At 70.3% G+C, this 23595-nt stretch carries 23 protein-coding genes, 1 pseudogene and 1 riboswitch; of the genes and pseudogenes, 17 read left to right on the top strand and 7 right to left on the bottom strand.

What is annotated here, in order from left to right; all coding sequences use genetic code 11:
• Positions 1-9: 9 nt before the first annotated feature.
• Genes ACFVYF_RS19485 through ACFVYF_RS19475 form a run of 3 tightly spaced genes read left to right on the top strand, consistent with a single transcriptional unit; the run spans position 10 to position 3894 of the window.
• Positions 10-1557 (top strand): AMP-binding protein, encoded by a 1548-nt coding sequence (locus tag ACFVYF_RS19485; RefSeq protein WP_389456846.1) that lies wholly within the window; start codon positions 10-12, stop codon positions 1555-1557.
• A complete protein-coding gene (locus ACFVYF_RS19480; RefSeq protein ID WP_389456844.1) occupies positions 1554-2804 on the top strand; it encodes a cytochrome P450 in 1251 nt (416 codons plus the stop codon). The genes ACFVYF_RS19485 and ACFVYF_RS19480 overlap by 4 nt, the downstream gene beginning before the upstream one ends.
• 4 nt (positions 2805-2808) lie before the next feature.
• Positions 2809-3894 (top strand): NAD(P)-dependent alcohol dehydrogenase, encoded by a 1086-nt coding sequence (locus tag ACFVYF_RS19475; RefSeq protein WP_389456842.1) that lies wholly within the window; start codon positions 2809-2811, stop codon positions 3892-3894.
• A gap of 17 nt (positions 3895-3911) precedes the next feature.
• Here the strand turns inward: ACFVYF_RS19475 and ACFVYF_RS19470 are convergent, their stop codons facing one another.
• Complete coding sequence (locus tag ACFVYF_RS19470; RefSeq protein WP_389456840.1) at positions 3912-4592, bottom strand: TetR/AcrR family transcriptional regulator; 681 nt, start codon at positions 4590-4592, stop codon at positions 3912-3914.
• Between the two features lie 188 nt (positions 4593-4780).
• Here ACFVYF_RS19470 and ACFVYF_RS19465 point away from each other — a divergent pair, with 188 nt between their 5' ends.
• From ACFVYF_RS19465 to ACFVYF_RS19435, 7 genes are all read left to right on the top strand, one after another.
• On the top strand, positions 4781-5983 hold the full coding sequence (locus tag ACFVYF_RS19465) for an oxygenase MpaB family protein (RefSeq protein ID WP_389456838.1): 1203 nt from the start codon (positions 4781-4783) through the stop codon (positions 5981-5983).
• Between the two features lie 8 nt (positions 5984-5991).
• Entirely contained in the window at positions 5992-6474 is a 483-nt protein-coding gene (locus ACFVYF_RS19460; RefSeq protein WP_389456837.1) for an SRPBCC family protein, read from the top strand.
• A 2-nt stretch (positions 6475-6476) separates the two neighbouring features.
• Positions 6477-7898 carry an aldehyde dehydrogenase family protein gene (locus ACFVYF_RS19455; RefSeq protein WP_389456835.1) on the top strand — a complete coding sequence of 474 codons (1422 nt, stop codon included), beginning with the start codon at positions 6477-6479 and terminating at the stop codon, positions 7896-7898.
• A 132-nt stretch (positions 7899-8030) separates the two neighbouring features.
• Positions 8031-8618: a carboxymuconolactone decarboxylase family protein gene (locus ACFVYF_RS19450; RefSeq protein ID WP_389456833.1), complete on the top strand. Its 588-nt coding sequence runs from the start codon at positions 8031-8033 to the stop codon at positions 8616-8618.
• Between the two features lie 28 nt (positions 8619-8646).
• On the top strand, positions 8647-9507 hold the full coding sequence (locus tag ACFVYF_RS19445; RefSeq protein WP_389456832.1) for a fumarylacetoacetate hydrolase family protein: 861 nt from the start codon (positions 8647-8649) through the stop codon (positions 9505-9507).
• Between the two features lie 39 nt (positions 9508-9546).
• Complete coding sequence (locus tag ACFVYF_RS19440; RefSeq protein WP_389456830.1) at positions 9547-10788, top strand: VOC family protein; 1242 nt, start codon at positions 9547-9549, stop codon at positions 10786-10788.
• A gap of 213 nt (positions 10789-11001) precedes the next feature.
• Complete coding sequence (locus ACFVYF_RS19435; protein WP_389456828.1) at positions 11002-11628, top strand: malonic semialdehyde reductase; 627 nt, start codon at positions 11002-11004, stop codon at positions 11626-11628.
• Positions 11629-11802: 174 nt separating this feature from the next.
• Here the strand turns inward: ACFVYF_RS19435 and ACFVYF_RS19430 are convergent, their stop codons facing one another.
• From ACFVYF_RS19430 to ACFVYF_RS19420, 3 genes are all read right to left on the bottom strand, one after another.
• Positions 11803-12438, bottom strand: a complete 636-nt coding sequence (locus ACFVYF_RS19430; RefSeq protein ID WP_389457251.1) for a GntR family transcriptional regulator — start codon at positions 12436-12438, stop codon at positions 11803-11805.
• Between the two features lie 414 nt (positions 12439-12852).
• Complete coding sequence (locus tag ACFVYF_RS19425; RefSeq protein WP_389456827.1) at positions 12853-13776, bottom strand: endo-beta-N-acetylglucosaminidase H; 924 nt, start codon at positions 13774-13776, stop codon at positions 12853-12855.
• A 275-nt stretch (positions 13777-14051) separates the two neighbouring features.
• Positions 14052-15230, bottom strand: coding sequence for an acyl-CoA dehydrogenase family protein (locus ACFVYF_RS19420; RefSeq protein ID WP_389456825.1), 1179 nt, complete (start codon positions 15228-15230; stop codon positions 14052-14054).
• 256 nt (positions 15231-15486) lie between these two features.
• On the opposite strand from ACFVYF_RS19420, the gene ACFVYF_RS19415 reads away from it, so the two are divergent.
• The gene (locus ACFVYF_RS19415; protein WP_389456823.1) at positions 15487-16080 is read left to right on the top strand and encodes a TetR/AcrR family transcriptional regulator C-terminal domain-containing protein; all 594 of its coding nucleotides are present in this window, start codon (positions 15487-15489) and stop codon (positions 16078-16080) included.
• A 56-nt stretch (positions 16081-16136) separates the two neighbouring features.
• Here ACFVYF_RS19415 and ACFVYF_RS19410 read toward each other — a convergent pair whose 3' ends face one another.
• Complete coding sequence (locus ACFVYF_RS19410) at positions 16137-16910, bottom strand: CbtA family protein (RefSeq protein ID WP_389456821.1); 774 nt, start codon at positions 16908-16910, stop codon at positions 16137-16139.
• Positions 16911-16934: 24 nt separating this feature from the next.
• Positions 16935-17156 carry a CbtB-domain containing protein gene (locus tag ACFVYF_RS19405; protein ID WP_383275000.1) on the bottom strand — a complete coding sequence of 74 codons (222 nt, stop codon included), beginning with the start codon at positions 17154-17156 and terminating at the stop codon, positions 16935-16937.
• A gap of 37 nt (positions 17157-17193) precedes the next feature.
• Positions 17194-17355, bottom strand: a riboswitch (cobalamin riboswitch).
• Positions 17356-17477: 122 nt separating this feature from the next.
• Here ACFVYF_RS19405 and ACFVYF_RS19400 point away from each other — a divergent pair.
• Positions 17478-18059 (top strand): histidine phosphatase family protein, encoded by a 582-nt coding sequence (locus ACFVYF_RS19400; RefSeq protein WP_389456819.1) that lies wholly within the window; start codon positions 17478-17480, stop codon positions 18057-18059.
• 248 nt (positions 18060-18307) lie between these two features.
• Here ACFVYF_RS19400 and ACFVYF_RS19395 read toward each other — a convergent pair whose 3' ends face one another.
• On the bottom strand, positions 18308-18682 hold the full coding sequence (locus tag ACFVYF_RS19395; protein ID WP_389456817.1) for a four-helix bundle copper-binding protein: 375 nt from the start codon (positions 18680-18682) through the stop codon (positions 18308-18310).
• A 248-nt stretch (positions 18683-18930) separates the two neighbouring features.
• Here ACFVYF_RS19395 and ACFVYF_RS19390 point away from each other — a divergent pair, with 248 nt between their 5' ends.
• The 5 genes and pseudogenes from ACFVYF_RS19390 (at position 18931) to ACFVYF_RS19370 (ending at position 23332) form a co-directional block, all read left to right on the top strand.
• Positions 18931-19446 (top strand): methylated-DNA--[protein]-cysteine S-methyltransferase, encoded by a 516-nt coding sequence (locus ACFVYF_RS19390; RefSeq protein ID WP_389456815.1) that lies wholly within the window; start codon positions 18931-18933, stop codon positions 19444-19446.
• A gap of 71 nt (positions 19447-19517) precedes the next feature.
• A pseudogene (locus ACFVYF_RS19385) lies at positions 19518-20206 on the top strand (2OG-Fe(II) oxygenase).
• Positions 20207-20407: 201 nt separating this feature from the next.
• Entirely contained in the window at positions 20408-20647 is a 240-nt protein-coding gene (locus ACFVYF_RS19380; protein ID WP_389456814.1) for a hypothetical protein, read from the top strand.
• 175 nt (positions 20648-20822) lie between these two features.
• Entirely contained in the window at positions 20823-22184 is a 1362-nt protein-coding gene (locus tag ACFVYF_RS19375; RefSeq protein ID WP_389456812.1) for a bifunctional o-acetylhomoserine/o-acetylserine sulfhydrylase, read from the top strand.
• Between the two features lie 5 nt (positions 22185-22189).
• Positions 22190-23332 carry a homoserine O-acetyltransferase gene (locus ACFVYF_RS19370; RefSeq protein WP_389456810.1) on the top strand — a complete coding sequence of 381 codons (1143 nt, stop codon included), beginning with the start codon at positions 22190-22192 and terminating at the stop codon, positions 23330-23332.
• Positions 23333-23595: the final 263 nt, after the last annotated feature.

Genomic DNA, 23595 nt, shown 5'->3' with positions numbered 1-23595 from the left:
GAGTCCCTCATGCATCTTGGGCAGATCGCAGCCCAGTACCCGGACAGGCCTGCGGTGATCATGACCGGTTCGGGTCGCACGGTCACCTTCGCCGAACTGGACGCGGCGGCCAACCGGCTCGCGCACGTGCTGTACGACGCCGGGCTGCGCCCCGGGGACCACCTCGCGTTCATGCTGGAGAACCGGTGGGAGTTCCTGGCCGTCGCCTGGGCGGCACAGCGCTCGGGTCTGTACTACACCGCTGTCAGCCCGAAGCTGCAGGCCGACGAGGGCGCCTACATCGTCGACGACTGCGGGGCGCAGGCCTTCATCGCCTCCGCGGCCACGGCGGACATCGCGGTGCGGCTGTCCGTGCGCACTCCGCGGGTCCGTCTGCGGCTCATGCTCGACAAGGTGGCCGGCGGCTTCGACTCGTACGAGACCGTGACCGCCTCCTCCCCCGTCACACCCCTGCCGCACGAGGCGGAGGGCGTGGACATGCTGTACTCCTCCGGCACCACCGGCCGTCCCAAGGGCGTCAAGCCATCGCTGCCGCTGGCTCCCATGGGTACCCCCGACTCGCTCAACAAGCTGGTGTCACTGCTGTTCCCGCCGGAGGACGACTCGGTCTACCTGTCCCCGGCGCCGCTCTACCACGCCGCGCCGCTGCGGTACTGCCTGACGATGCAGCGGTTCGGCATGCCGGTGGTGGTCATGGAGACCTTCGACGCCGAGCAGGCGCTGGCCGCGGTCGAGACGTACCGGATCACGCACAGCCAGTGGGTGCCGACGATGTTCATCCGGCTGCTGAGGCTGCCCTCCGAGGTCCGGGCTCGCTACGACCTGTCGAGCCTGCGGTACGCCGTGCACGCGGCCGCACCCTGTCCGGTGCCGGTCAAGGAGCGGATGATCGAGTGGTGGGGGCCGGTGCTGCACGAGTACTACTCCGGCACGGAAGCGGCCTGCTTCACCTACGTCGACTCCCCTGACTGGCTGACCCACAAGGGCACCGTGGGCCGCTCACTGGTCGGCCTGCCCCATGTCTGCGACGAGTCGGGCGAGGAACTGGCGCCCGGCGAGGTCGGGACCCTGTACTTCTCCGACGGGCCCCCGTTCGAGTACCACGGGGACCCGGCGAAGACCGCCGCCGCCCTCGACCCGAAGGGGCGCGGCTGGGTCACCCTCGGCGACGTCGGATACCTGGACGAGGAGGGTTTCCTGTACCTCACCGACCGGCTCTCGCACATGATCATCAGCGGTGGCGTGAACATCTACCCGCAGGAGGCCGAGAACCTCCTGGCCCTGCACCCCAAGGTCCTCGACGTCGCGGTCATCGGCGTGCCCGACCCCGAGATGGGTGAGCAGGTCAAAGCGGTCGTACAGCCGGTGTCGATGGACGAGGCGGGGCCGGCCCTCGCCGCGGAGCTCATCGCCTCCTGCCGCGAGCAACTGGCCCACTACAAATGCCCCCGGTCGGTCGACTTCCGAGCCGACCTGCCGCGCCACCCCACCGGAAAGCTCCTCAAGCGGATGCTCCGCGACGAGTACGCCAAGAACGAGCAGGAGACCCCCCGATGACGATGACGACGACCGAGGCGGGCCTTGCCCTCGCCGACCCGTCCGCGTACGCGGACGAGGCCAGATTCCACGAGGCGCTCGCGCTGCTGCGCCGTGAGTCGCCGGTGCACCGGGTCGAGGCGCCCGGGTACGAACCGTTCTGGGCCATCACCCGGCACGCCGACATCATGGAGATCGAGCGGAACCATGCGCTGTTCGTCAACGCTCCCCGGTCGCTGCTGCAGACCGCCGAGCTGGACGCGCTGCACAAGCAACGCGAAGCCGAGGGAATCGCCTTACGCACCCTCATCCACATGGACGACCCGCAGCACCGGGTGGTCCGGGCGATCGGCGCCGACTGGTTCCGGCCCAAGGCGATGCGCGCGATGCAGGAACGGGTGAACGAGCTGGCCCGGAACTATGTGGAGCGGATGGCCGGCCTGGGCGGAGAGTGCGACTTCGTCCAGCAGGTCTCCGTCCACTACCCGCTGTATGTGATCCTCTCGCTGCTCGGACTGCCCGAGTCGGACTTCCCGCGGCTGCTCCAGCTCACCCAGGAACTGTTCGGCGGCAACGACACCGAGCTGCGGCGCGGCGCCGACGCGGACGACGCCATGGCGACACTGCTCGACTTCTTCGCCTACTTCCAGGACCTCACCACCGCACGGCGGAACGCCCCCACCGACGATCTGGCCTCGGCGATCGCCAACGCCCGTGTCGAGGGCGAGTACTTGTCGGACTTCGACACTCTCTCGTACTACGTCATCGTCGCCACCGCCGGGCACGACACCACGAGCTCCACCATCTCCGGCGGTCTGCACGCGCTCGTCCAACACCCCGATGAACTGGCCCGGTTGAGGCAGGACCCGAGTCTGTTGCCCACCGCCGTCGACGAGATGATCCGCTGGGTCACGCCTGTCAAGGAGTTCATGCGCACCGCCACGGCCGATACCAAGATCGGCGGGGTGACCATCCGGCAGGGCGAGTCGATGCTCCTCTCCTATCCCTCCGCCAACCGCGACGAGGACGTCTTCGACGAGCCCTTCCGCTTCGACGTGGGCCGCGACCCGAACAAGCACCTCGCCTTCGGTTTCGGCGTCCACTACTGTCTCGGCGCCGCGCTCGCCCGCATCGAGATCCGCTCCCTGTTCGCCGAGCTCCTGCCACGGCTGGAGTCCGTCGAACTCGCGGGCCGGCCGGAGTCGGTGGCCACCACCTTCGTCGGCGGCCTCAAGCGCCTGCCCATCCGCTACACCCTGAAGGGCTGACCGTATGCAGGCCAACGCAGCCGTGCTCCGCACCTCGGGCGCGCCGTACGCCATCGAAGAGATCCAGCTCGACGATCCCGGACCCGGCGAGATCCTCGTCAAGGTCGCCGGGGCCGGTTTGTGCCACACCGACCTGCTCGGCCACACCGAGCTGATCGGAAAGCCGGTGATCCTGGGGCATGAGGGGTCCGGGACCATCGAGGCCCTCGGGCCCGGGGTCACCGGTCTCGCCGTCGGCGACCCCGTGGTGCTGTCCTTCGACTCCTGCGGCGCGTGCACCAACTGCCGGGCCGCGCACCCCGCGTACTGCGCCGAGTTCTTCCCCCGCAACCTCAGCGGCCTGGCCACCGACGGCTCCACGCCCGCCACCGGCCAGGACGGAAAGCCGGTCGCCGCCCGGTGGTTCGCGCAGTCCAGCTTCGCCACCCATGCCATCGCGACGGTCCGCAATGCCGTACGGGTGGATCCGGGCCTCCCGCTGGAACTCCTCGGCCCTCTCGGCTGCGGCATCCTGACGGGCGCCGGTTCCGTGCTCAACTCGCTGGGCGTCAGCGCCGGATCGAGCATCGCCGTCTTCGGCACCGGCGGCGTCGGACTCGCCGCCGTCATGGCCGCGCGCGTCGCCGGAGCCGCCACCGTCATCGCCGTCGACCTGCACCAAAGCCGCCTCGACCTCGCCCGGGAGCTCGGCGCCACCCACGCACTCAATGGTGCCGACCCCGACGTGGCCGCCCAGATCCTCGCCCTCACCGGCGACGGTGCCCAGTACGCCTTCGACACGACCGGTGTCCCAGCCGTCATCACCACCGCTGTCAACAGCCTGCGTCCCACCGGCACTTGTGGACTCGTCGGCGTCCAGCAGGGCGACCTCGTACTGGACCCGATGGCCCTGGCCGGCGGACGCAATCTCATGGGCATCCTCGAAGGCGACGCGGTGCCGCAGCTGCTCGTCCCCCGTCTCATCGGTCTGTGGCAGCGGGGCCGCTTCCCCTTCGACCGGCTCATCACCACCTACCCGCTCCACCGGATCAACCAGGCCGCAGCCGACGCCGCCGACGGCACGAGCGTCAAACCCGTAGTGATCCCATAGAGCGGATACCTGATCCCCTATTTCGGGAGGTCGGAGCGGGGAGCGTGGCGCGACGGCGGGTGGCCGAGCAGCCCGTTGAGCGCCAGGCGTGCCAAGTCGTCGGCGATAGCGGTCAGTTCCGCCTCATCCGGATCCGAGGGCCAGCCGAGCCGCTCCACCATGGGGCGGCGGGTCAGGGCGGCGGCGGGACCGATCACGGCCGAGTACAGCAGATACATCGGGGTGTCGGGGAGCCGGCCCGCCGCGACCAGGCGCCGCACGCTGGGCTCGATGGCGGCGATGAGGGGGGCCACGTATCGGTCGAAGACGTAGTCCAGGCGCTCACTGCGGCAGTGCGACTCCTCGAGCATGAGCTGGTTGAGGCGGGGCTTGCGGACGGCCTGCTGGTAGAAGCGGCGGACGATGGCGGTCAGCCGCTCCTCGTCGTCGCCCGATTCCAGGGCCGCCGTGAGGAAGCCGGTCGCTTCCTCGAGCGCATGGTCCACCACGGCGCGCCAGAACACCTGCTTGGAGCCGTAGCGGTCATTGATGAAGTTGTGGCTGACGCCGAGTCTGCGCGCGAGCTCCCGCATCGAGGCGCCGTCGTAGCCGAGCTCGACGAAGGCCTCCAGTCCCTGCCGCAGGATCTGGTCCTCGGAGGGCGGTGTGGGTCCTGAGGCGGAGGGGCGGCCCGGGCCTCGACTCTGCCGAACCGTCATGCCGTACTCCTTCAGACGTTCGCGAGGCCCTGGCGTCGCGGTGCGGATCAGAGTCTAGGCGCAGTTCCCGACTCCTCCGAGAAATACTTGACGCCTGTCAGATTATGGCTAACCTGACAGGTGTCAGATATTCGCCGCGATCAGGAGGGCATCCTCATATGAGGACCCATGAAGCCAGATCCGAGCCCGTGACCAGTCACGATGACCACCCGTGGCCCACCGGGCGCGCCGGCCGCGACGTGATCGTCGCCCAGTTCGGACAGGGGCGCGCCGACCTGATGGGCTGGGCGCTCACCACGGGCGACCCGCTGGCCGACGCCGTCGTCGAAGAGATCCATGCACACGGCCGGACGGTGCGCGTGGCGCTGTACAAGGGCCTCGCCTCGGGGCTGGCCTCTTTGACCGACCCCCCGCCCGCGGTCGCGGCCCTGCTCGCGCAGTGCGAGAGCGTGCCCGGCTATGTCGATGACGCGTTGCTGGACAGCGGGTCGCTGCCGTTCTTCAGCGCACCGGCGCCGGCGCACGCGATCTCGCTGAGCGCGGGCGCTCTCGTCCGCGTCTACGAGTCACCCTCGATCGCCAAGGTCCTGGCCCTCTCGGGCCGGCTGCTCGAAGGCGTCCCGCGTCGCCTGCAGGAGACCGGTAAGTGGGTGGTCACCGCGATGTTGCCCGGGTCACTGCGCCGCGGCGAGCCCGGCTACGTGGCCACCGTGCAGGTGCGCATGCTGCACGCGCACATGCGGCGTCTCGCGCTCACCCGGGGCTATGACCCCGAGGTGTACGGCGCGCCGGTCAACCAGGCCGATCTGGCCCGCACCTGGATGGACTTCACCCTCACCTCCTATCGCGCCGAGGAGACGATGGGCTGGGCGCGGACCACCGCCGAGACGGCCTCGCTGTACCGGTACTGGTGGTACATCGCCCACTTGATGGGCATCGACGCCTCCCTGGTCGAGGGCATCACGTCCCACCAGGCCGCCGAACGAGTCGACGAACTGCTGCAGGCCGTCACCGGACCGGCCGTCCCGGAATCATCCCAACTCGCCTTTGCCACGCTGGAGGCGATCGCCGGTGACCTGCACCGGCTGGCCCGCATCCCGACCCGGGTGGGACTGCCGGTGCTGTTCGCGCTCACCCGCCGTTTCCATGGCCGGCAGGCCGCGGACGAGCTGGGCCTGCCCCGGGCCGCCGCCGCCGATACCGCGCTCGGTCCCGTCATCCGCCGTATCGGCCGGCGGCGACGGCGCCTGCGCCGCGACCCCGCCGCGTGGCAGCGCCGGCAGGAACAGGCCCTGTCATCGGCCCGGGAGGCGATGGCCCAGCCCGATGACCCGACCGCCTACCAGCACGACGGGCAGCCCTTGGTGGCGGCGCCCACGGATGGAAAGTGAGCTGCGCAATGGCCACGGAAGTATCGGTGATGCCGGCAGCGACCAGCAGCAGCATCCACGTCCGGTGCGAGCCCGAGCAGGTCTACGAGTTCGTCTCCACCCCGGACAACTGGGTCGGCACCCATCCGGTGACCGCGGCCGTGACGGCGGCCGGGGCCGGAGTCTGCCGGCAGTCGGCCGGTGAGGGAACGCGCTGGACCGAGCTGATCCACGATCCCGACGGAGCGGAACCCTTCGCCGTCGAATGGGTGGTCGTCGTGGCCGAGCCCGGCCGGCGCTGGGTGATCGCCACCGACCGGCTGCGCGTGCCGGGGCTGCACTGCCGGATCACCTACACCTTCACCGCGGCCGGGGGTGGCTGCGACTTCCGCCGCGACATGACCTCGGCCCTCCCCGACGAGGCCACCGCCCGGCTCTACGGAGACGCGCTGCGAGATCCGGCCTCCCATGACGCCTGTCTCGCCAACGTCAAGACCGCCCTGGAAGGCTGACCATGCCCGACTACAGCAGAATCTTCATCGACGGACGCTGGGTGGCACCGGACGCGAACGCGTCCGCCGAGGTGGTCAATCCGGCCACCGAGGAGGTCATCGCCCACGTGCCGATGGGCAGCAGCCGCGACGTGGACCGGGCGGTGGCCGCGGCCCGCGGCGCATCGGAAGGGTGGGCCCGCACTCCGGCCAAGGAGCGTGCGGCAGCGCTGGGCCGGGTCGCCGCGGGGCTCCAGGAGCGCGCCGGCGAGCTGGCCGTCCTGGCCACCGACGACGTGGGCACGCCCATCGGCCTCTCTCGTATGGCGCACGCCGGACTACCCCTCAACAACTTCGCCTTTGCGGCGCAGGCGATCGCGGACAGCGCCGACGCGTTCGAGGGGATCGGCAACTCCCGTATCGTGCGCGAACCGTACGGAGTGGTCGGTGCGATCGCGCCGTGGAACTACCCGATGCACCAGAGCACGGCCAAGGTCGCACCGGCGTTGGCTGCCGGCAACACCGTGGTGCTCAAACCCAGCGAGGTCGCGCCGCTGACCATCTGGGCACTGACCGAGATCATCGAAGCGGCCGGGTTGCCGCCGGGTGTGTTCAACCTGGTCAGCGGCGACGGACCGGTCGTCGGACAGGCAATCGCCGCACACCCCCAGGTGGACCTGGTCTCCTTCACCGGATCGACCGCCGCGGGCGTCAAGGTCAGCCAGGCCGCGGCCCCCACGATCAAGAAGGTGTCCCTGGAGCTCGGCGGCAAGAGCCCGGCGATCGTGCTGCCGGGCACCGACCTGCCCACCACCCTCTCCCAGGTGCTGCAGGCGGCTTTCGTCAACTCGGGGCAGACCTGCTTCGCCCTGACCCGGCTGCTGGTGCACGCCGACGAGATCGACGAGGTCGAGACCCTGCTCGCGGCGAAGGTCGCAGCGATGCGTCTCGGTGACCCGCGGGAGGAGTCGACCCAGTACGGGCCCCTCGCCTCCAAGGCTCAGCGCGACCGCGTGACGGGGTACATATCCTCGGCCATCGATGACGGGCACCGCCTGCTGGTCGGCGGACCGTACAGGCCGGTCGGGCCGGAGCGCGGCTTCTACGTGCAGCCCACGGTCTTCACCCGCGTACCGGCGCACGCACGCATCACGCGCGAGGAGATCTTCGGGCCGGTCCTGGTCGTCCAGGTCTACCGCACCCTCGATGAGGCCGTCCTGCTGGCCAATGACACCTCGTTCGGCCTGGCCGCCGGCGTCTGGGCCCCCGAGCAGGAGACCGCGCTGGCCGTCGGACGCCAGGTCCGGGCCGGCCAGGTGCAGATCAACGGCGGAGGCTTCAACCCCAACGCGCCCTTCGGCGGCTACAAGCAGTCCGGCAACGGCCGCGAGAACGGCCGGTACGGGCTGGAGGAGTTCCAGGAGATCAAGTCCTTCCAGCTCTAGGACCCGTCAGGCAAGTCCCCGCCGACGCGACACGGCCCATCACACCGACCACGCCCGGCAGTTGCAGCATGCTTCCCAACTCGAATAATCAACGATTATTATCAATATCATCGATGATTTAGGAGCAGTGCCATGCCAGATCCACAGCTGGCCAAGCCCCACTCCCCCACGACCGACGTGTCCCGGCTCCCGCCACTCGACCCCGAGCACCGCACGGAGGAGCAGCGCCGACTGCTCGCGGTGGTCCAGGGCGGCCAGGTCCCCCATCTCTTCAGCACGCTGGTGCAGCACCCGGCACTCTTCCGCGCCTGGCTGCCCCTGTGCGTGCAGCTGCTACGGGACTCGGCGTTCCCGCCCCGCGAGCGGGAGTTCCTGATCATCAGGGCGTCATGGCGGTGCGGGTGCGCCTATGAGCTGGAGAACCACCGCTCGATCGGTGCCAGGGCGGGTCTGACCGACGACGACTTCGCCGCCCTGACCGGCGAGACCTCACCGACGTGGACACAGCGCGAACAGCTGCTCGTCGCCGCTGCGGACGAACTCCACGCCGGGCACACGATCACCGACGCCACCTGGCACGAGCTGAGCGCGCTGCTGAGCACGGAGCAGCTGATCGAGCTGCCGATGCTGGTGGGCCACTACATCATGCTGGCCGACACCCTTCGGGCGCTCCGTGTCCCCCTCGACGCGGCGCTGCCGGACCTGCGCCCCGGCCAGTAGACGATCCACAGACAAGGAGAGCGCCACCGTGCGTATCGGAGTCATAGACAACCGGCTGGTCCTGGTCGACGGCGAGTCGGCCGTCGACATCGAACGGGCCAGTAACGGCCGGTTCCCGGCCGCTCCGGAGCGACTGTTCGACGTATGGGACACCCTCGTCGAGTGGGCGGCCACGGCAGAGCCGCGGGGGGAGCAACTGCCACTGGACCGGCTGCAGTTCCCCATCCCGCTGCCACGTCAGGTCTTCGCCGTCGGCGCCAACTACCGCGAACACGTGGAGGAGGCCAAGGTCGCCCTCCCCGAGGCGCCACTGATCTTCACCAAGTTCCCGAGCTGTCTCTCGGGTCCCCGTGACACCATCCCGCTGCCCAGCCGGCACGTCGACTGGGAGGTCGAACTCGTCGTCGTGATGGGTCAGCGCGCCGAACGAGTGGCCGAGCGGGACGCCTGGCGCCACGTGGCCGGCCTCACGGTGGGCCAGGACATCTCCGAGCGGGCCGTGCAGATGGCGGGGCCCGCGCCGCAGTTCTCCATGGGCAAGTCCTTCCCGGGGTTCGGGCCGATGGGGCCGCTCCTCGTCACCCCCGACGCGTTCGACGACCCCGACGACGTGGAGATCGGCTGCACCCTCAACGGCCGTGTGATGCAGAAGAGCCGCACCTCCACCATGGTCCACTCCGTCGCCGAGCTGATCGCGCGCCTCTCCGCCGTGTGCCCGTTGTTGCCCGGTGACGTCATCTTCACCGGCACACCGGGGGGCGTCGGTGCGCTGCGGGACCCGAAGGTCTTCCTCAAGCCCGGCGACACGCTGGTCAGTTGGGCGACGGGCATCGGGGAGCTGACCAACACCGTGACAGCGGGCCCCGACTACTCCGACGAGGACAAGTAGCAAGCAGTAAGCAGTAAGCAGTAAGCAAGGAGACCGGTCATGGCGACCACAGCACACAACGAGCAGTTCGACGTCGGCGGAGTCCTGCTGCCCCGCCCCTTCAAGATCAGGCGCTTCGGTCACTTCGGTTTCAACCTGGAGCGCCTCGACGAGGCGATCACCTTCTACGTCGACAAGCTCGGGTTCCGCGTCACCGACGAAGTGGACATGTTCAAGGATGCGCCCCCGCAGGCACTCCCCGCCCTGCAGAAGGTCATCACCGACCCCCGGCTGATCTTCACCAGCAACTCCTCCGACCACCACGCCCTGTTGCTGGCGCACCGGACCTTCGGCACCTTCTTCGGCAACGACCTGCATGCGAAGGACAACACGCTCAGTCAGATCACCTGGCAGGTGGGCAGCCTTCAGGAGGTCGTGGACGCCGAGGCGTATCTGCGGGCCCACGGCGTGGAGATCGGGCGCGTCGGACGGGACATGCCCGGCGGGAACTGGCACGTCTACTTCCTCGACCCGGACGGCAACACGGTCGAGCTCTACTACGGTATGGAGCAGATCGGCTGGTCACGGACATCCCGGCCGGCCGAGATGCACTACCGGGGCTTCACCACGGTGCCGTCCCTGCCCCAGATGTCGGAGGCCGCCGAGCTCCAGGAGGCGCGGGACCGAGGTATCGACATCAACTCCGGGTGGGTCCCGTCCGAGGGGCACCTGAAGGAGACGTACGACGTCGGCGGCGTGCTGCTGCCCCGCCCTTTCAAGATCACCCGGCTCGGCCCGGTCTCGATGTTCACCGAGCGGATGGAGGAGATGCTCGCCTTCTACACGGACCTGCTCGGCTTCGAGATCACTGAAGAGGCCCAGCACCTCGGCAAGCGCATCGTGCATCTGCGCAGCGCGAGCGAGCACCACACCTTCGTCCTCGTGGACAAGGCGCTGCGCGGCCGGCTCGGGCTGAGCGAGCACACCTCGTGTCTGAGCATCGGCATGGAGGTGGGCAGCTACAGCCAACTGCGCGCCGCCGTGCGGTATCTGGTGCAGGAGGGCTACACCCTCGTCGAGGACATCCCGGCCGAGCTGTACCTGGGCATCGACTACGCGGCCCATCTGCGAGACCCCGACGGTCACCTGGTCTGCCTGTACTCCTACATGGAGCAGCTCGGGTGGGAGGGCAGGCCCAGGCCGCAGAGCGAACGCCGGACCGTCACCACCCCGTGGCCCGATGCGGTGACGGCCGTGTCGGACAGTTACGCCGATCAGACCTTCATGGGTCCCCTGGGCTGACCTGCGCGCGGATGAGGGGCCGTGTCCGCACGCTGCCTCGTGGTCGCGGCAGCCGGATCCGGCCCGGGCCGGCCGAGCCCCTCGGCCGGTCCGGGTCAGCGGCGCCGGAAGGCCGACGCGTCTCCGCGTCGCCGGTACCCGGCCGGCGTCAACTCATCGGCTCCGCCAAGGAGTTCCCTCGAAAAGTTGAGAATGCGAGAAAGCGAGCAACGTATGTCCGCACCATCCGCAGAGGCCCTGCTGGAGCCCCTTCCGCGGCTCGACGAGGCCGGGCTGGCGGCTCTCTTCACCCGGGCGCGTACGCCCAACAGCTTCGCCGAGACACCCGTGAGCGATGAGGAACTGCTCAGTGTCTGGGAGCTGGCCCGGTGGGCACCCACGGAGGCCAACAGCCAGCCGCTGCGCGTGCTGTACATACGCACTCCGGAGGGCCGTGCCCGGGTGATGAAGCACCTGGCCGAGGGCAACCGGCCCAAGAGCGACTCGGCACCTGTCATCGCGGTGCTGGCCGCCGATACGCAGTTCCACGACCACCTTCCCGACCTGCTGCCCTTCCGTCCCGGGGCCCGGGAGGTGTTCGATGCCGACGCCGAGAAGCGGGAGTCGGTCGCGGACTACAACAGTGCGCTCCAGGCGGGCTACTTCATTCTCGCCGTCCGTGCCCTCGGTCTCGCCGCCGGGCCGATGAAGGGGTTCGACGCCGCCGGTCTCGATGCGGAGTTCTTCCCCGACGGACGGCTGCGGTCGACCCTGGTGGTCAACGTCGGGCATCCCAGTGAGCGGCCCTGGTTCCATCGGCTTCCCCGCCTGGAACACGGGCACGTCATCACCTGGGCCTGAGTCGGTGCGCCTCGGACGCGGCTCCCGGTTCGGGTTCCCCCTCCGGGCAGGTCCCTCGAGCCGTTCGTGGGCGGACGACAGGTACAGCCCGCTGAGCGGGGGAGGGCCGCCCCCTACGGCCGGTCACCTGGGCGGGAGCAGTCGACCCGAGGTGTGGTCCGCCGCTCGCGAGGGTCAGTGGGCGCCGGGAGTCGCCAGCCGGCCCGCCACAGCCTGTCGCGCGTGATCGATATGGCGCACGAGAAGGGCGGCGGCCTCGTCCTTCCGGCGCGCCAACGCCAGATCCATCAGCGGCCGGTGCTCGGCCGCGACCTTCCCGCTTCCGTCGGGGAGCGGGGCGCCCATGCGGTACATCTCCGCCTTGTCCCGGAGCGAAGTGGCCACGGATCGGAGATGGGCGTTCGGGCATCCGGCGAGCAGAACCTCGTGAAACGAGGCGTGCACCCGCATCCACTCCGGATTCAGAGTGCCGTCCGGGGACTGAACGGGCGTCCTGGTCAGCATGTGGTGAGCCGCCACTACTTCCGCCTCCCACTCGGCGGAGCCGGACTCCAGAGACTCCCTGAGCACCAGGGGCTCGATCTTGATTCTGGCGTCCGTCAGATCCTGCAGATCGGCGAGGGAGAGGTCCGCGACACGGAAGCCGCGCTGGGCCGAGCTCTGCAGCAGCCCCTCCGCGGTCAGCCTGTTCAACGCCTCACGCACGACCGAGATGCTGACCCCGAACCGTCTCTGCAGGTCGGATACCTTCATCCACTGTCCTGGGCGGAACTGTGCCGTCAGGAGACCGGCTCGCACAGCATGGAACACTTCGTCCGCGCGCGTCCCTGACGAGGCCACCTTTGTCACCCTCGAAGTGTAGCCACGGGCCGGGGCGGTCCGCGGCGCACCTCGTGACAGGACCGCCGGTTGTGTACGGCCGCGCCGCTGACCAGCGGATCGCGCGAGGGCGTCGACAGCCCGCCGCGCATCCCCGCCCCAACCCTGTGCCGAAGATCGCTGGTTCACCTCGGGCGACGTTCGTGACCTGCGCCGATGCCGACTGGCTTCAGCTGCCGGAGCACGGAATCAGAGAGATTGCCGGCAAGTTGGCACAGCGCAGGGCACGGCTCCTATGGCGGCCGTGCCTCCGACATCGTTGTCGAAGGCGCGGCTTGCCCGAGGCTCGGCTACGGAATGCAGCAAGCCCCGAGGGGGCACCGGATGCCGGGGAGCGTGATCGGCCTACGGCGTGTAGCGGGCGTCACTGCCGTACAGCTCCCTGGTGAACGCGGAGACATCGGCGCTGCGATCGGCGCCGTCGAGGTTGTACGTCAGATAGACGCCGTACCCCTCACTGACCGTGCGGCGGGCGAGGCTGGCGACCGTACTCTGCGAGGTCCCGCCGATCTCGACGGCCGCGGGCGACAGCTTCGACTTGGGCAGTGCGATGCCGGGGACCTGCCAGGAGCCGTAGTACGGGTTCCAGGCGTAGTCGAACTTGGACGTGATGTCGACACCGCCGTAGGACAGGCGCGATGCGGCCGGTCCGATGTTGTAGAGGCTGATGATCTTGCCGGGCATGTTGGCGCGCAGTGCCGACACCAGATACACGAACGAGCTGGCGTTGGGCTGGCCGGTGCCGTTGTTGCCGTACTCGGCGTACTCGTCGTCGAAGTCGATGCCGTCCAGGCCGTACTTGGCCACGGTGTCCGACAGTTGTTTCGCGAACGTCGAAGCCGCCTGCTGGGACGGGAAGTTGGCGAAGCCCGCGCCCTGGTGGTTGCCGAGCACCGAGAGGACGACCTTGATGCCCTTCTGCTGCAACGGCCGTATCTGCGTGGCGGCGTTGTCGAGGACGCGTTTCACGTTCTCGTTGAAGTACAGGGTCGCCGCCTTGGCGCTCGTGTCGTAGTTGATGTTCGCCGCGAAGATCACGGCGACGTCGAAGACGTTGCCGCCGCCGTTGGCGAGGGTGTACTTACCGACGTTCAGCATGCTGTTGTTGTTCACCTCGACGTACGCCACCGAGGTCGGTCCTTGTTTTGCGGAGGCGGCAGCGGGGGCCGCTGCCGCGCCGGTCGTGGCGGTCGCGCCGAAGACGAGGGCCGTAACGGCCGAGAGCGCGAGCGCGGCCGTCCGCACTCTGCTGCGCACCGGAGTGAACATCGTTGATCGGTCTCCCATCGGATGGAACGGCGCCCGACCTGTTCGGAAGCGCCGAGTGAGCCCCCCGATCTTTCCGTTCCCGTGACCGGATCCCCAGAACCATGCGAGAACTCTTCACGACTCCCACCCACGTCGCACGGTAACCCTGAGCCCGGGCAAGGGAGTTACACGAGCGCTGCGCTGCCGCACTGTCCCAGGCCTGCGCCCAGCAGAACCCGTTCATCCCTCTTTTGTGCCCACCAAGAATCGAGGATTCTTGGCTCGTCACAGCACACCTACCGGCGCACCCGGGGCATTCCCAGGCCGATCCACGAGATGATCTCGCGCTGGATCTCGTTGTTGCCGCCGCCGAAGGTGAAGATCACCGCCGAGCGGTAGCCGCGTTCCAGTTCGCCGTGCAGGACGGCGCCAGCCGAACCCTCCTTCAGGACACCGGCCGCGGCGACGATCTCCATCAGCCAGGCGTAGGCGTCCCGGCGCGCCTCGGAGCCGTACACCTTGACGGCCGAGGCGTCCTGCGGGGTGAGGGTGCCCTCCTGGACGGCGTTCACCATCTGCCAGTTGAGGAGCTTCATCGCGTCGAGCCTGGTGTGGGTCTGCGCCAGGCGCCGGCGCACCCAGGGGAGGTCGACGACGCGGCGGCCGTCGGCGAGCTTGGTCTCCATCGCCCAGCGCTGCACGTCGTGCAGGGCGCGGATCGCCATGGTGCCGTGCGCGGCGAGGGTGACGCGCTCGTGGTTGAGCTGGTTGGTGATCAGCCGCCAGCCCTTGTTCTCCTCGCCGACCCGGCGCGAGACGGGGACGCGGATGTTCTCGTAGTAGCTCGCCGTGGTGTCGTGCGAGGCGAGGGTGTTGATGAGCGTGCACGAGTATCCGGGGTCGGCGGTCGGGACCAGCAGCATCGTGATGCCCTTGTGGGGCGGGGCGTCGGGGTCGGTGCGGACCGCGAGCCAGACCCAGTCGGCGGTGTCGCCGTTCGTCGTCCAGATCTTCTGCCCGTTGACGACGTACTCGTCGCCCTCCCGTACGGCCTTGGTCTTCAGCGCGGCCAGATCCGTCCCCGCGTCGGGCTCGCTGTAGCCGATGGCGAAGTCGATCTCACCGGAGAGGATCTTCGGGAGGAAGTACGCCTTCTGCTCGTCCGTTCCGAAGCGCATGATCGTGGGGCCGACCGTGTTCAGGGCCATCAGCGGCAGCGGTACGACGGCCTGGGCGGCCTCGTCGAAGAAGATGAACTGTTCCATGGGGCTCAGGCCGCGCCCGCCGTACTCCTTGGGCCAGCCGACGCCGAGCCAGCCGTCCGTGCCGAGCCGGCGGATGGTGTCGCGGTAGAAGCGCTTCTGCGCCGCCGGGTCGGAGTAGCGGGCGTAGGCGTTGTCCGGCACCAACTCGGCGAAGTAGCCACGCAGTTCGGTGCGCAGCTGCTGCTGCTCGGGCGTGTATTCGAGATGCACGGCGCCTCCTGGCTCCCAGTGGACCGGTCGGTCCCACCCGGACTTGACGGCGCACACAGTAGAACTCGTTACAGAAATTGGGAATGCCGATGACGCGTCGATACCGTCGGCGGCGCCTCGGGGACCGTCCCCGCGCATGTCCTGATCGGCACCCGGGACGTAGCATGCGAGAAGTTCCCCGGGGGGCACTCCACCCATCAGCGGTTTCCCGGGGAGTGCACCAGCGGCGCGACGACGATCCTGGACGACACGCCTCATGAAGACCGACAAGCACGACACCGGGAGCGGACAGGCATCCCCTCCCCACAGACCGGCGCTGAGCCGCTCGTACATAGCGGCGGCGGCGCTGGCGCTGATCGACGCCAACGGCCTGCGCGCCTTCTCCATGCGCAAGCTCGGTGCGGGTCTCGGCGTCGACCCGATGGCCGCGTACCGCTACTTCAAGGACCAGGAAGCACTGTTCGACGGTGTCGCCGAGCTGCTCTTCGACGAGCTCGACGTCGACTCGCTGCCCTGGGACGGCACCTGGCGTGCGGTGGCCGAGGGGTACTGCCGGCGGTTGCGGGACACGCTGGTCGGCCATCCGCACGCCGTCGCGGTGTTCGCGACCCATCCGGTCCGCTCACGCGCGGCGGCCGACGCGAGCGCACGGCTGACCGAGCGGCTCCGGGCGGCCGGCTTCGGGTCCGCTCACGCGGGTCACGTCGTTCGCTGTCTGCGCGAGTTCACCGTCGGGCACGCGCTGAGCCTGGCGGTGCTGCGCCCCGGCGGGGAAGCCGCGGACAACCCCGCCGAGCAGTTCGAGACCGGGCTCACCGCGATGCTGGACGGATTCGAGCGGCTGACCTAGGTGCCGAAAGCGGGCCGGCTCCGGTTCGCCTGGAGCCCGCCCGGATCTCTCGGCGCTCAGGGCGCCGCGGAAGCCGCCGGCGCGGCGGCATTCTCCTGCTGCTGCGCTTCCGCGGTGGCCGGTGCCGGCGTCAGCAGCCGCTGGGCCAACTCACCGAAGACAAGCCCGAAGGCGGTCCACAGCGTCAGCTGGATGGCCAGCGCCGCGAGCCGGAACTGCCACAGCAGGGTGGCCGAGAAGTCCTTCGGAACCTCGTCGACCGCCGGCAGGAAGGCGTACGCGAGGCCGACGGCGAGGACGAAGAACGCGCCCGCGACCAGCGTGGCGTTCCAGTTGCCGAGGCGGGGCGCCAGGCGTTTGCCGAGGATCACCGTGGCCACGGCCAGCAGCACGCTGAGCACCATCATCAGGAAGTACAGCGTCGTGCGCTTGCCGATGGTGTCGGGGTCCCCGACGGACGGCGGGTTGGCCGGGTACTTGAGGAACGGCACGACGTAGACCGCGAGCAGGCCCGCCGTCGACAGGAGCAGCGCGCTCGCACGCGGCCCGAACCGCCCGATGCGGCCGAGCGCGAAGCAGTACGCGAGGGCGGCGATGCCGCCGAACGCGACCCCGTAGACGAGCACGCCGGTGGCGAGACCGCCGGTGGACTGCATGGTGCGGGTGACCGCCTCCATGCCGTGCTCGTGACTGTGCGCCTCCTCGTAGGCGATCGCCGTGTCCACGCGCGGCTCACCGAGGAAGTAGGCGACGACCAGGGCGAGCAGGCCGGCGGCGAGACCCGCCAGCATGCCGCGCACCAGAAGATTTCTGACCAGTGCGGAGTTCATGGACTCGTACGCTTCCTTGCGCCGTCAGTGGCAGGGGAAGCCGAGCAGGTGGCGGGCGTCGTGGACCCACTCGTGCACGTTCTCGCCGGACACGACCGAGGTGGCGCCCTGTTCGGCGCCGACGAAGTAGAGCAGGACCAGCATCAGGATGCCGAAGAAGACCGCCCAGGGGACGATCGCGCCGATCGGCAGCTTGGCGGGTACGGCGGTGGGGGTGACAGTCGGCTGAGCGACGGACTGCGCCATGTGGCAGGACCTCCTGGGGAACTCGCGTCCCGGCTTGGTGGTGCACAGGACGACGGCCGCGGGTCTGACTTGCTCGACCTTCGCCGCCCTTGGAGGGGGCGGCTCTTGTGGGCTTACAGTGGCGCGACCGTGCCGGACTTCCACCGGACTTCCGCCGAACCGTCGTCAATATCGTCGAGACCGTACCGCGAAGCGGGGGCCCGGCCAAGGGCGCACGGAGCGCACACTCTGCGCCCCCGTCAGCCGTACACGCCGCCAACTCCCTTGCCGCGTACGGGTTTCTGCAGGAAAGGGACGCGTCGTGAACGCGAGAACAGGCCGATGACAAGTCGAGTGATCTTGATCTCAGCGGCGTCCAGCGAGGCGCTGCGCCAGGCCCGCTTCGACGACGGCTGCCCGGTCGACGCCGCCGGGCTCAAGCGCGCGCGGGCGGCGGCGGGCGCCGTTCCGGGCGCGGAGCGACGGTGGGTCTCCCCCGGCGTGCGCTGCCGTGACACCGCCGACGCGCTCGCTCTCACCGCCGAGGAGGTGCCCGAGCTGGCCGGCCTCGACGTGGGCCGCTGGCGTGGCGCGACCCTGGACGAGGTGAGTGCCAAGGAGCCGGACGCGGTGGTCCGCTGGCTGACGGACCCGGAGTCCGCGCCGCACGACGGCGAATCGGTCCGGGACTTCTGCGACCGGATCGCCCGCTGGCTGGAGACGGCCGCGCGGCTCACGGGCCGGAGCGTCGCCGTGGTGGAGCCGGAGGTCGTCCGGGCCGCGGTGGTACGCGCCCTCGGCGCACCCGAGCCGGCGTTCTGGCGGATCGACGTGCCGCCGCTGACGGCCACGGAGTTCAGCGGACGCTCGGGCCGCTGGAACGTACGGGCGGGACGGCCGCTGGGTGGTCCGGACGCCGGCTGAGTACGGCGGGGCCGGCCCGACGCGCCGTAGCGGACCCCGGCTGAGCCCGACGCCGTACGCGGACCGGCCGAGCCCGACGCCGACGCGGACCCGCTGAGCCCGACGCCCTACGCGGACCGGCCGGGTACGGCGAAGGAACCCCGACACCGTGCGCGGGCCGCCTTCGCACGTACCTGCACGGACGTACCTGCACGGACGTACCTGCACGGACGCATCTGCACAGACCTACCCGCGCGGACGGGCCGGCCTCAGCGCAGCGTGGCCATGAAGTCAGCGCACGCCTGAGCGCACTCGCGGCAGGCCTTGGCGCTGTCCTCTCCGCCCGCGTACTCGTCGAAGACCTCGGCGCACTCCAGGCACACCGTCCGGCACCACTCCAACTGGACGCGGATCGTGGCCTCGTTCTGGCTCGTCTGCTCGGACAGCATGCGGCACGTCGCGTCGCACACCTCCGCGCACAGGATGCCCTTGCGTCGGACGCGTTCCTGGTCTTCGGGGCCGTCCGGGTCGGCGAGGCTCGCGCGCAAAGCGCACGCCCGTGCACAGTCGGTACACGCCTGGGCGCAGGTGAAACGATCCTCCAGGAACCGGAAGAGCTCCTCCTGGGAAGTTGTTGTGGTCACGCGGAGCGGGTAGCCGCGGTGGGGCGTGTCAAACCCGGCGCCCCCGATCGGGCGGGTCCGGGCGCGGACGACCGACGCTCGCGTGCCCGTGGCGGACAGACTCCGATGTACCCCGCGGCCCCCTGTCGTCCGTGCGCAGTACGGCGTCCGAATCCCGCCGGTTCCTCCGGCCGGCAAGCCCCACAGTGGACGTGGGGAGACAACGGCCCGGGCCTCCTGAACCGCGTACTCCCGAAGGGACAGGACTCATGACGCTCCACACGACGATCGACAGCCCGCTGGGTGAACTGCTGCTGGTGGGCGAGGAGTCGGCGACCGCGAAGGGCGGCACGGCGCTCGTCTCGCTGTCGATGCCGGGACAGCGGCACGCCGCCGTCGCGCAGAACGGCTGGACCGAGGACCGTGACGCGTTCACCGAGATCGCCGCCCAGCTGCGCGGGTACTTCGACGGCACTCTGATCCGCTTCGACATCGAGTACGCGGGCGGCGGCAGTGACTTCCGGCAGCGGGTGTGGAAAGCCCTGGACACCATTCCGTACGGGACGACACTCAGCTACGGGAACATCGCCGCGCGGATCGGCGCCCCGCGGGCCGCGGTTCGTGCCGTCGGCACGGCCATCGGCGCCAACCCGCTGCTGGTCGTGCGTCCGTGCCACCGGGTGATCGGCGCCGGCGGCGCGCTCACCGGTTACGCGGGCGGCCTGGACGCCAAGCGCCGGCTCCTCGAACTGGAGCTGCAGTCGGCCCAGGCCCGTACGCCGTGACTCACTCCACGCGTACGGCACGGGCGGCCACGACCCACTCCACCGGCACGGCACAAGCGGCTCTGGGGCGCGTGGCCGCCGTGGACTGGGCAGCGGTCACCGCGGAGCTCGACGAGTACGGCCACGCGCTCACCGGCCGGATCCTCACCGCGACCAGTGCCACGCCCTGGCCGCTCTGTACGACGAGGACGACCGTTTCCGCACGACCGTCGACATGGCCCGCCATCGCTTCGGCTCCGGCCAGTACCGCTACTTCACCCACGAACTGCCCAAGCTGATACGGGAGTTGCGGGAGGCGTTCTATCCGCGGCTGCTGCCGGTCGCCCGTGACTGGGCGGCCAGGCTCGGGCAGCCCGCGCCCTGGCCCGGGAGCCTGCCGGAGTGGGTGGCGATGTGCCACGGCGCCGGACAGACCAAGTCCGCGCAGATCCTGCTGCGTTACGGCCCCGGGGACTGGAACGCCCTGCACCGCGACGTGTTCGGCGAGATGCTGTTCCCGCTCCAGGTCGTGATCGGCCTCGACGCACCCGGAGTGGACTTCACCGGCGGCGAGTTCCTCATGACGGAGCAGCGCCCGCGTGCCCAGTCGCGGGGCTCGTCCACGACTCTGCCGCAGGGGCACGCGCTGGTCTTCACGACCCGCGACCGGCCCGTAGCGTCCCGGCGCGGCTGGTCGGTGGCCCCGATGCGCCACGGCGTCAGCACCGTGCGTTCCGGTCGCCGCCGCACCCTGGGCCTGGTCTTCCACGAGGCCGCCTGAGCCGGCCCGGGCCGGCGGCCGAGGGGCCGCAGAGGGGCGTGTGCGAAGGTCCGGTTGCGCGCGACGCGCGTCTGCGAACGGCGTGTTTCGGGTCTGCGAACAGGTGGCCGTTCGCAGAGACACGCGCCGGCCGGCGGGTGACCATGACGGCATGCACCCGGGTGCCCGTAGGCCGCCCCCGCCCCGCCGCAAGGATGCGTCATGACCCTGCCGCCCGCCACACTCCACTGGGTGTCCGAGAACTGGGACGCCCCGGCTCCGGCCGGGTTGCGCGAGCTGATGTCCGCCGAACTGGCCCCGCGCTACGCCCCCGTCGAGCACCGTCGCGTCCGCGCACCCCAGCCGGCGGCGGACGAGATCGTCGTCACCTGGGTCTGCTACGCGGACGACGTGCCCGTGGCCACCGCGTCCCTGCGCAGACTCCCGGGACGGTCCTCGTGACGCGCCGGCACGTCGACTACGCGCGGGTCACCACCACACGGTGTATGTCCGCGAGCTGACCCCCGACGCCTCTCCGCCGCCGCACCTGCCCTGCCGGCAGCCCCGCGGCGCCTTCACGTACCCCCGCACTCCTCGCGTCTCACGCGCGCCTCCGTACGCCGTACAAGGGAGAACCATGAGCCAGCCGATCGACTCCGTCACCGCGGGGCACACCCCCGAGGACGAACCCACCGGTCCCGACACCTCGGCCTGGTCGTTCGAGACCAAGCAGATCCACGCCGGTGCCACGCCGGACCCGACGACCGGGGCGCGGGCGGTGCCGATCTACCAGACCACCTCGTTCGTGTTCCGCGACACCCAGCACGCGTCGGACCTGTTCTCGCTCGCCGAGCCCGGCAACATCTACACCCGGATCCACAACCCCACGCAGGACGTCTTCGAGCAGCGCATCGCCGCGCTGGAGGGCGGCGTCGCGGCCGTGGCCCTCGCCTCCGGGCAGGCCGCGGAGACCCTCGCCATCCTGACCCTGGCGAGCGCGGGTGACCACCTCGTCTCCAGCACGTCCCTGTACGGCGGCACGTACAACCTCTTCCGCCACACGCTGCCGAAGTTCGGCATCGAGGTGTCCTTCGTCGACGACCCGGACGACTCCGACGCCTGGCGGGCGGCGATCCGGCCCAACACCAAGGCCCTGTTCGCGGAGACGCTGGGCAATCCGCGCGGGAACATCCTCGACGTACGGGCGGTCGCGGACGTCGCCCACGAGGCCGGCGTCCCGCTGATCGTGGACAACACCGTGCCGACCCCGTACCTGCTGCGGCCCCTCGAGCACGGCGCCGACATCGTCGTCCACTCGGCGACGAAGTTCCTCGGCGGCCACGGCACGACCATCGGGGGTGTCGTCGTGGACGGCGGCACCTTCGACTTCGGCGCCCACGCCGAGCGCTTCCCCGACTTCAGCGAGCCGGACCCCAGCTACCACGGCCTGCAGTACTGGCCGGCGCTCGGCCCGGGCGCCTTCGCGATCAAGCTGCGGGTGCAGTTGCTGCGCGACATCGGGCCGGCCCTCTCGCCGCACTCCGCCTTCCTGCTGCTCCAGGGCGTGGAGACGCTCAGCCTCCGCATCGAGCGGCATTCGGCCAACGCCCAGGCGCTCGCGGAATGGCTGGAGCAGCGCGACGAGGTCGCCGTCGTGCACTACCCGGGTCTCGAGTCCAACCGGTGGTACGAGGCCGGGCAGCGGTATCTGCCGCGGGGTGCCGGCGCGGTGCTGGCCTTCGAGCTGCGGGACGGCGTCGAGGCGGGCAAGCGCTTCGTGGACGCCGTCGAGCTCTTCAGCCATCTCGCCAACATCGGTGACGTCCGCAGTCTCATCATCCACCCGGCGTCGACCACGCACAGCCAGCTCGACGAGGAGCAGCTGGCGGCGACCGGCACCTCGCCCGGTCTGGTCCGGCTGTCGGTCGGCATCGAGGCCCTCGCCGACCTCAAGGCGGACCTGGAGGCCGGCTTCCGCGCGGCCAAGGGAGCGTCCTGAACACCGTGCCCACGAGCTCGGGGGTCCCCCTCCCGCCGGCCTCCGGGGCCTGGCGGGAGGGGGACCCGCCCGGGCGGCGCCAGTGGCACCTCCGGGAGAAGCCGCTCGCCCTGGAGTCGGGCGGCGAACTGCCGGGCGTACGGCTCGCGTTCGAGACCTGGGGCCGGCTCGCGCCGGACCGCTCCAATGCCGTACTGGTGCTGCACGCGCTCACCGGCGACAGTCATGTCGCCGGGCCCGCCGGGCCGGGGCACCCGACCCCCGGCTGGTGGGACGGGCTCGTCGGACCTGGCCGGGCACTGGACACGGACCGGTTCTTCGTCGTCGCCCCGAACGTGCTGGGCGGCTGTCAGGGCAGCACTGGGCCGTCGTCACCGCGGCCGGACGGGCGGCCCTGGGGCAGCAGCTTTCCCTTTCTGACACAGCGTGACCAGGTCGCGGCGGAGGCCGACTGGGCGGACGCGCTCGGTATCGACCGCTGGGCGCTGGTGATCGGCGGGTCCATGGGCGGGATGCGTGCCGTGGAGTGGGCGGTGACGTATCCGGAGCGCACGGGCGCGCTTCTGCTGCTGGCCACCACGGCGGCGGCGAGCGCCGAACAGATCGCCTGGGCCGCCGTCCAGCTGCACGCCCTGCGCGGTGACCCGCACTGGTCCGGCGGTGACTACCACGACGCGGGACCGGGCCGCGGCCCGCACGCCGGGCTCGGTCTGGCCCGTCGCCTCGCCCACATCACGTACCGCAGCGAGCCGGAGCTGCGGACGCGCTTCGGACGCGAGCCGCAGGGCACCGAAGACCCCTCGAGCGGCGGCCGGTACCAGGTCGAGTCGTACCTCGACCACCACGCCGGCAAGCTGGTGAGCCGTTTCGACGCGGGCAGCTACGTCACGCTGACGCAGGCCATGAACAGTCATGACGTGGGCCGCGACCGTGGTGGCGTCCGTGCCGCGCTGCGCCGGGTGACCGCCAGGACCCTCGTCGCCGCGGTCGGCTCCGACCGTCTCTATCCGCCGTCGCAGCAGGCCGAGTTGGCCGCCGGCATCTCCACGGCGGACCATCTCCGGCTGGTCGAATCCCCTTACGGGCACGACGGCTTCCTCATCGAGGTGGAGCAAGTCGCCGCGCTCGTACGGGAATTGCTGCCTTGATGGTTGTCCCGTCACCGGGTTGAGCCCGCGGTTCTTCGCGAAGCTCGTGACGCCCCTTGGCTGCGGTGCCGCCCGGGCTGGACACGGGGAACGCGCCGGTGGTGACGCTGCTGGTGCAGCTCGGGGTGGTGGCGGCGACGGGGCTGCTGAGTCTGCCGCTACCCCGGGTGGTCGGTTGAGGCGCGGGTGGTCGGTTGAGAGCTGAGCGGGACCGGCCGCGCCCGGTACGGCAGCGGAGCCCCGATACGGGGCAGGGTCCGGAC

It is taken from the genome of Streptomyces sp. NPDC058274 (genome assembly GCF_042881375.1).
Classification (GTDB): domain Bacteria; phylum Actinomycetota; class Actinomycetes; order Streptomycetales; family Streptomycetaceae; genus Streptomyces.
This window is presented reverse-complemented; position numbering and strand designations above follow the sequence as displayed.

Bases quoted from the DNA above. Each gene is read 5' to 3' on its own strand.
- ACFVYF_RS19480 (WP_389456844.1), top strand. From the start codon at position 1,554: ATGACGATGACGACGACCGAGGCGGGCCTTGCCCTCGCCGACCCGTCC.
- ACFVYF_RS19405 (WP_383275000.1), bottom strand. From the start codon at position 17,156: ATGGCGCAGTCCGTCGCTCAGCCGACTGTCACCCCCACCGCCGTACCC.
- ACFVYF_RS19375 (WP_389456812.1), top strand. From the start codon at position 20,823: ATGAGCCAGCCGATCGACTCCGTCACCGCGGGGCACACCCCCGAGGAC.
- ACFVYF_RS19440 (WP_389456830.1), top strand. From the start codon at position 9,547: ATGGCGACCACAGCACACAACGAGCAGTTCGACGTCGGCGGAGTCCTG.
- ACFVYF_RS19390 (WP_389456815.1), top strand. From the start codon at position 18,931: ATGACGCTCCACACGACGATCGACAGCCCGCTGGGTGAACTGCTGCTG.
- ACFVYF_RS19400 (WP_389456819.1), top strand. From the start codon at position 17,478: ATGACAAGTCGAGTGATCTTGATCTCAGCGGCGTCCAGCGAGGCGCTG.
- ACFVYF_RS19485 (WP_389456846.1), top strand. From the start codon at position 10: ATGCATCTTGGGCAGATCGCAGCCCAGTACCCGGACAGGCCTGCGGTG.
- ACFVYF_RS19455 (WP_389456835.1), top strand. From the start codon at position 6,477: ATGCCCGACTACAGCAGAATCTTCATCGACGGACGCTGGGTGGCACCG.
- ACFVYF_RS19415 (WP_389456823.1), top strand. From the start codon at position 15,487: ATGAAGACCGACAAGCACGACACCGGGAGCGGACAGGCATCCCCTCCC.
- ACFVYF_RS19435 (WP_389456828.1), top strand. From the start codon at position 11,002: ATGTCCGCACCATCCGCAGAGGCCCTGCTGGAGCCCCTTCCGCGGCTC.
- ACFVYF_RS19380 (WP_389456814.1), top strand. From the start codon at position 20,408: ATGACCCTGCCGCCCGCCACACTCCACTGGGTGTCCGAGAACTGGGAC.
- ACFVYF_RS19410 (WP_389456821.1), bottom strand. From the start codon at position 16,910: ATGAACTCCGCACTGGTCAGAAATCTTCTGGTGCGCGGCATGCTGGCG.
- ACFVYF_RS19460 (WP_389456837.1), top strand. From the start codon at position 5,992: ATGGCCACGGAAGTATCGGTGATGCCGGCAGCGACCAGCAGCAGCATC.
- ACFVYF_RS19470 (WP_389456840.1), bottom strand. From the start codon at position 4,592: ATGACGGTTCGGCAGAGTCGAGGCCCGGGCCGCCCCTCCGCCTCAGGA.
- ACFVYF_RS19425 (WP_389456827.1), bottom strand. From the start codon at position 13,776: ATGTTCACTCCGGTGCGCAGCAGAGTGCGGACGGCCGCGCTCGCGCTC.
- ACFVYF_RS19475 (WP_389456842.1), top strand. From the start codon at position 2,809: ATGCAGGCCAACGCAGCCGTGCTCCGCACCTCGGGCGCGCCGTACGCC.
- ACFVYF_RS19450 (WP_389456833.1), top strand. From the start codon at position 8,031: ATGCCAGATCCACAGCTGGCCAAGCCCCACTCCCCCACGACCGACGTG.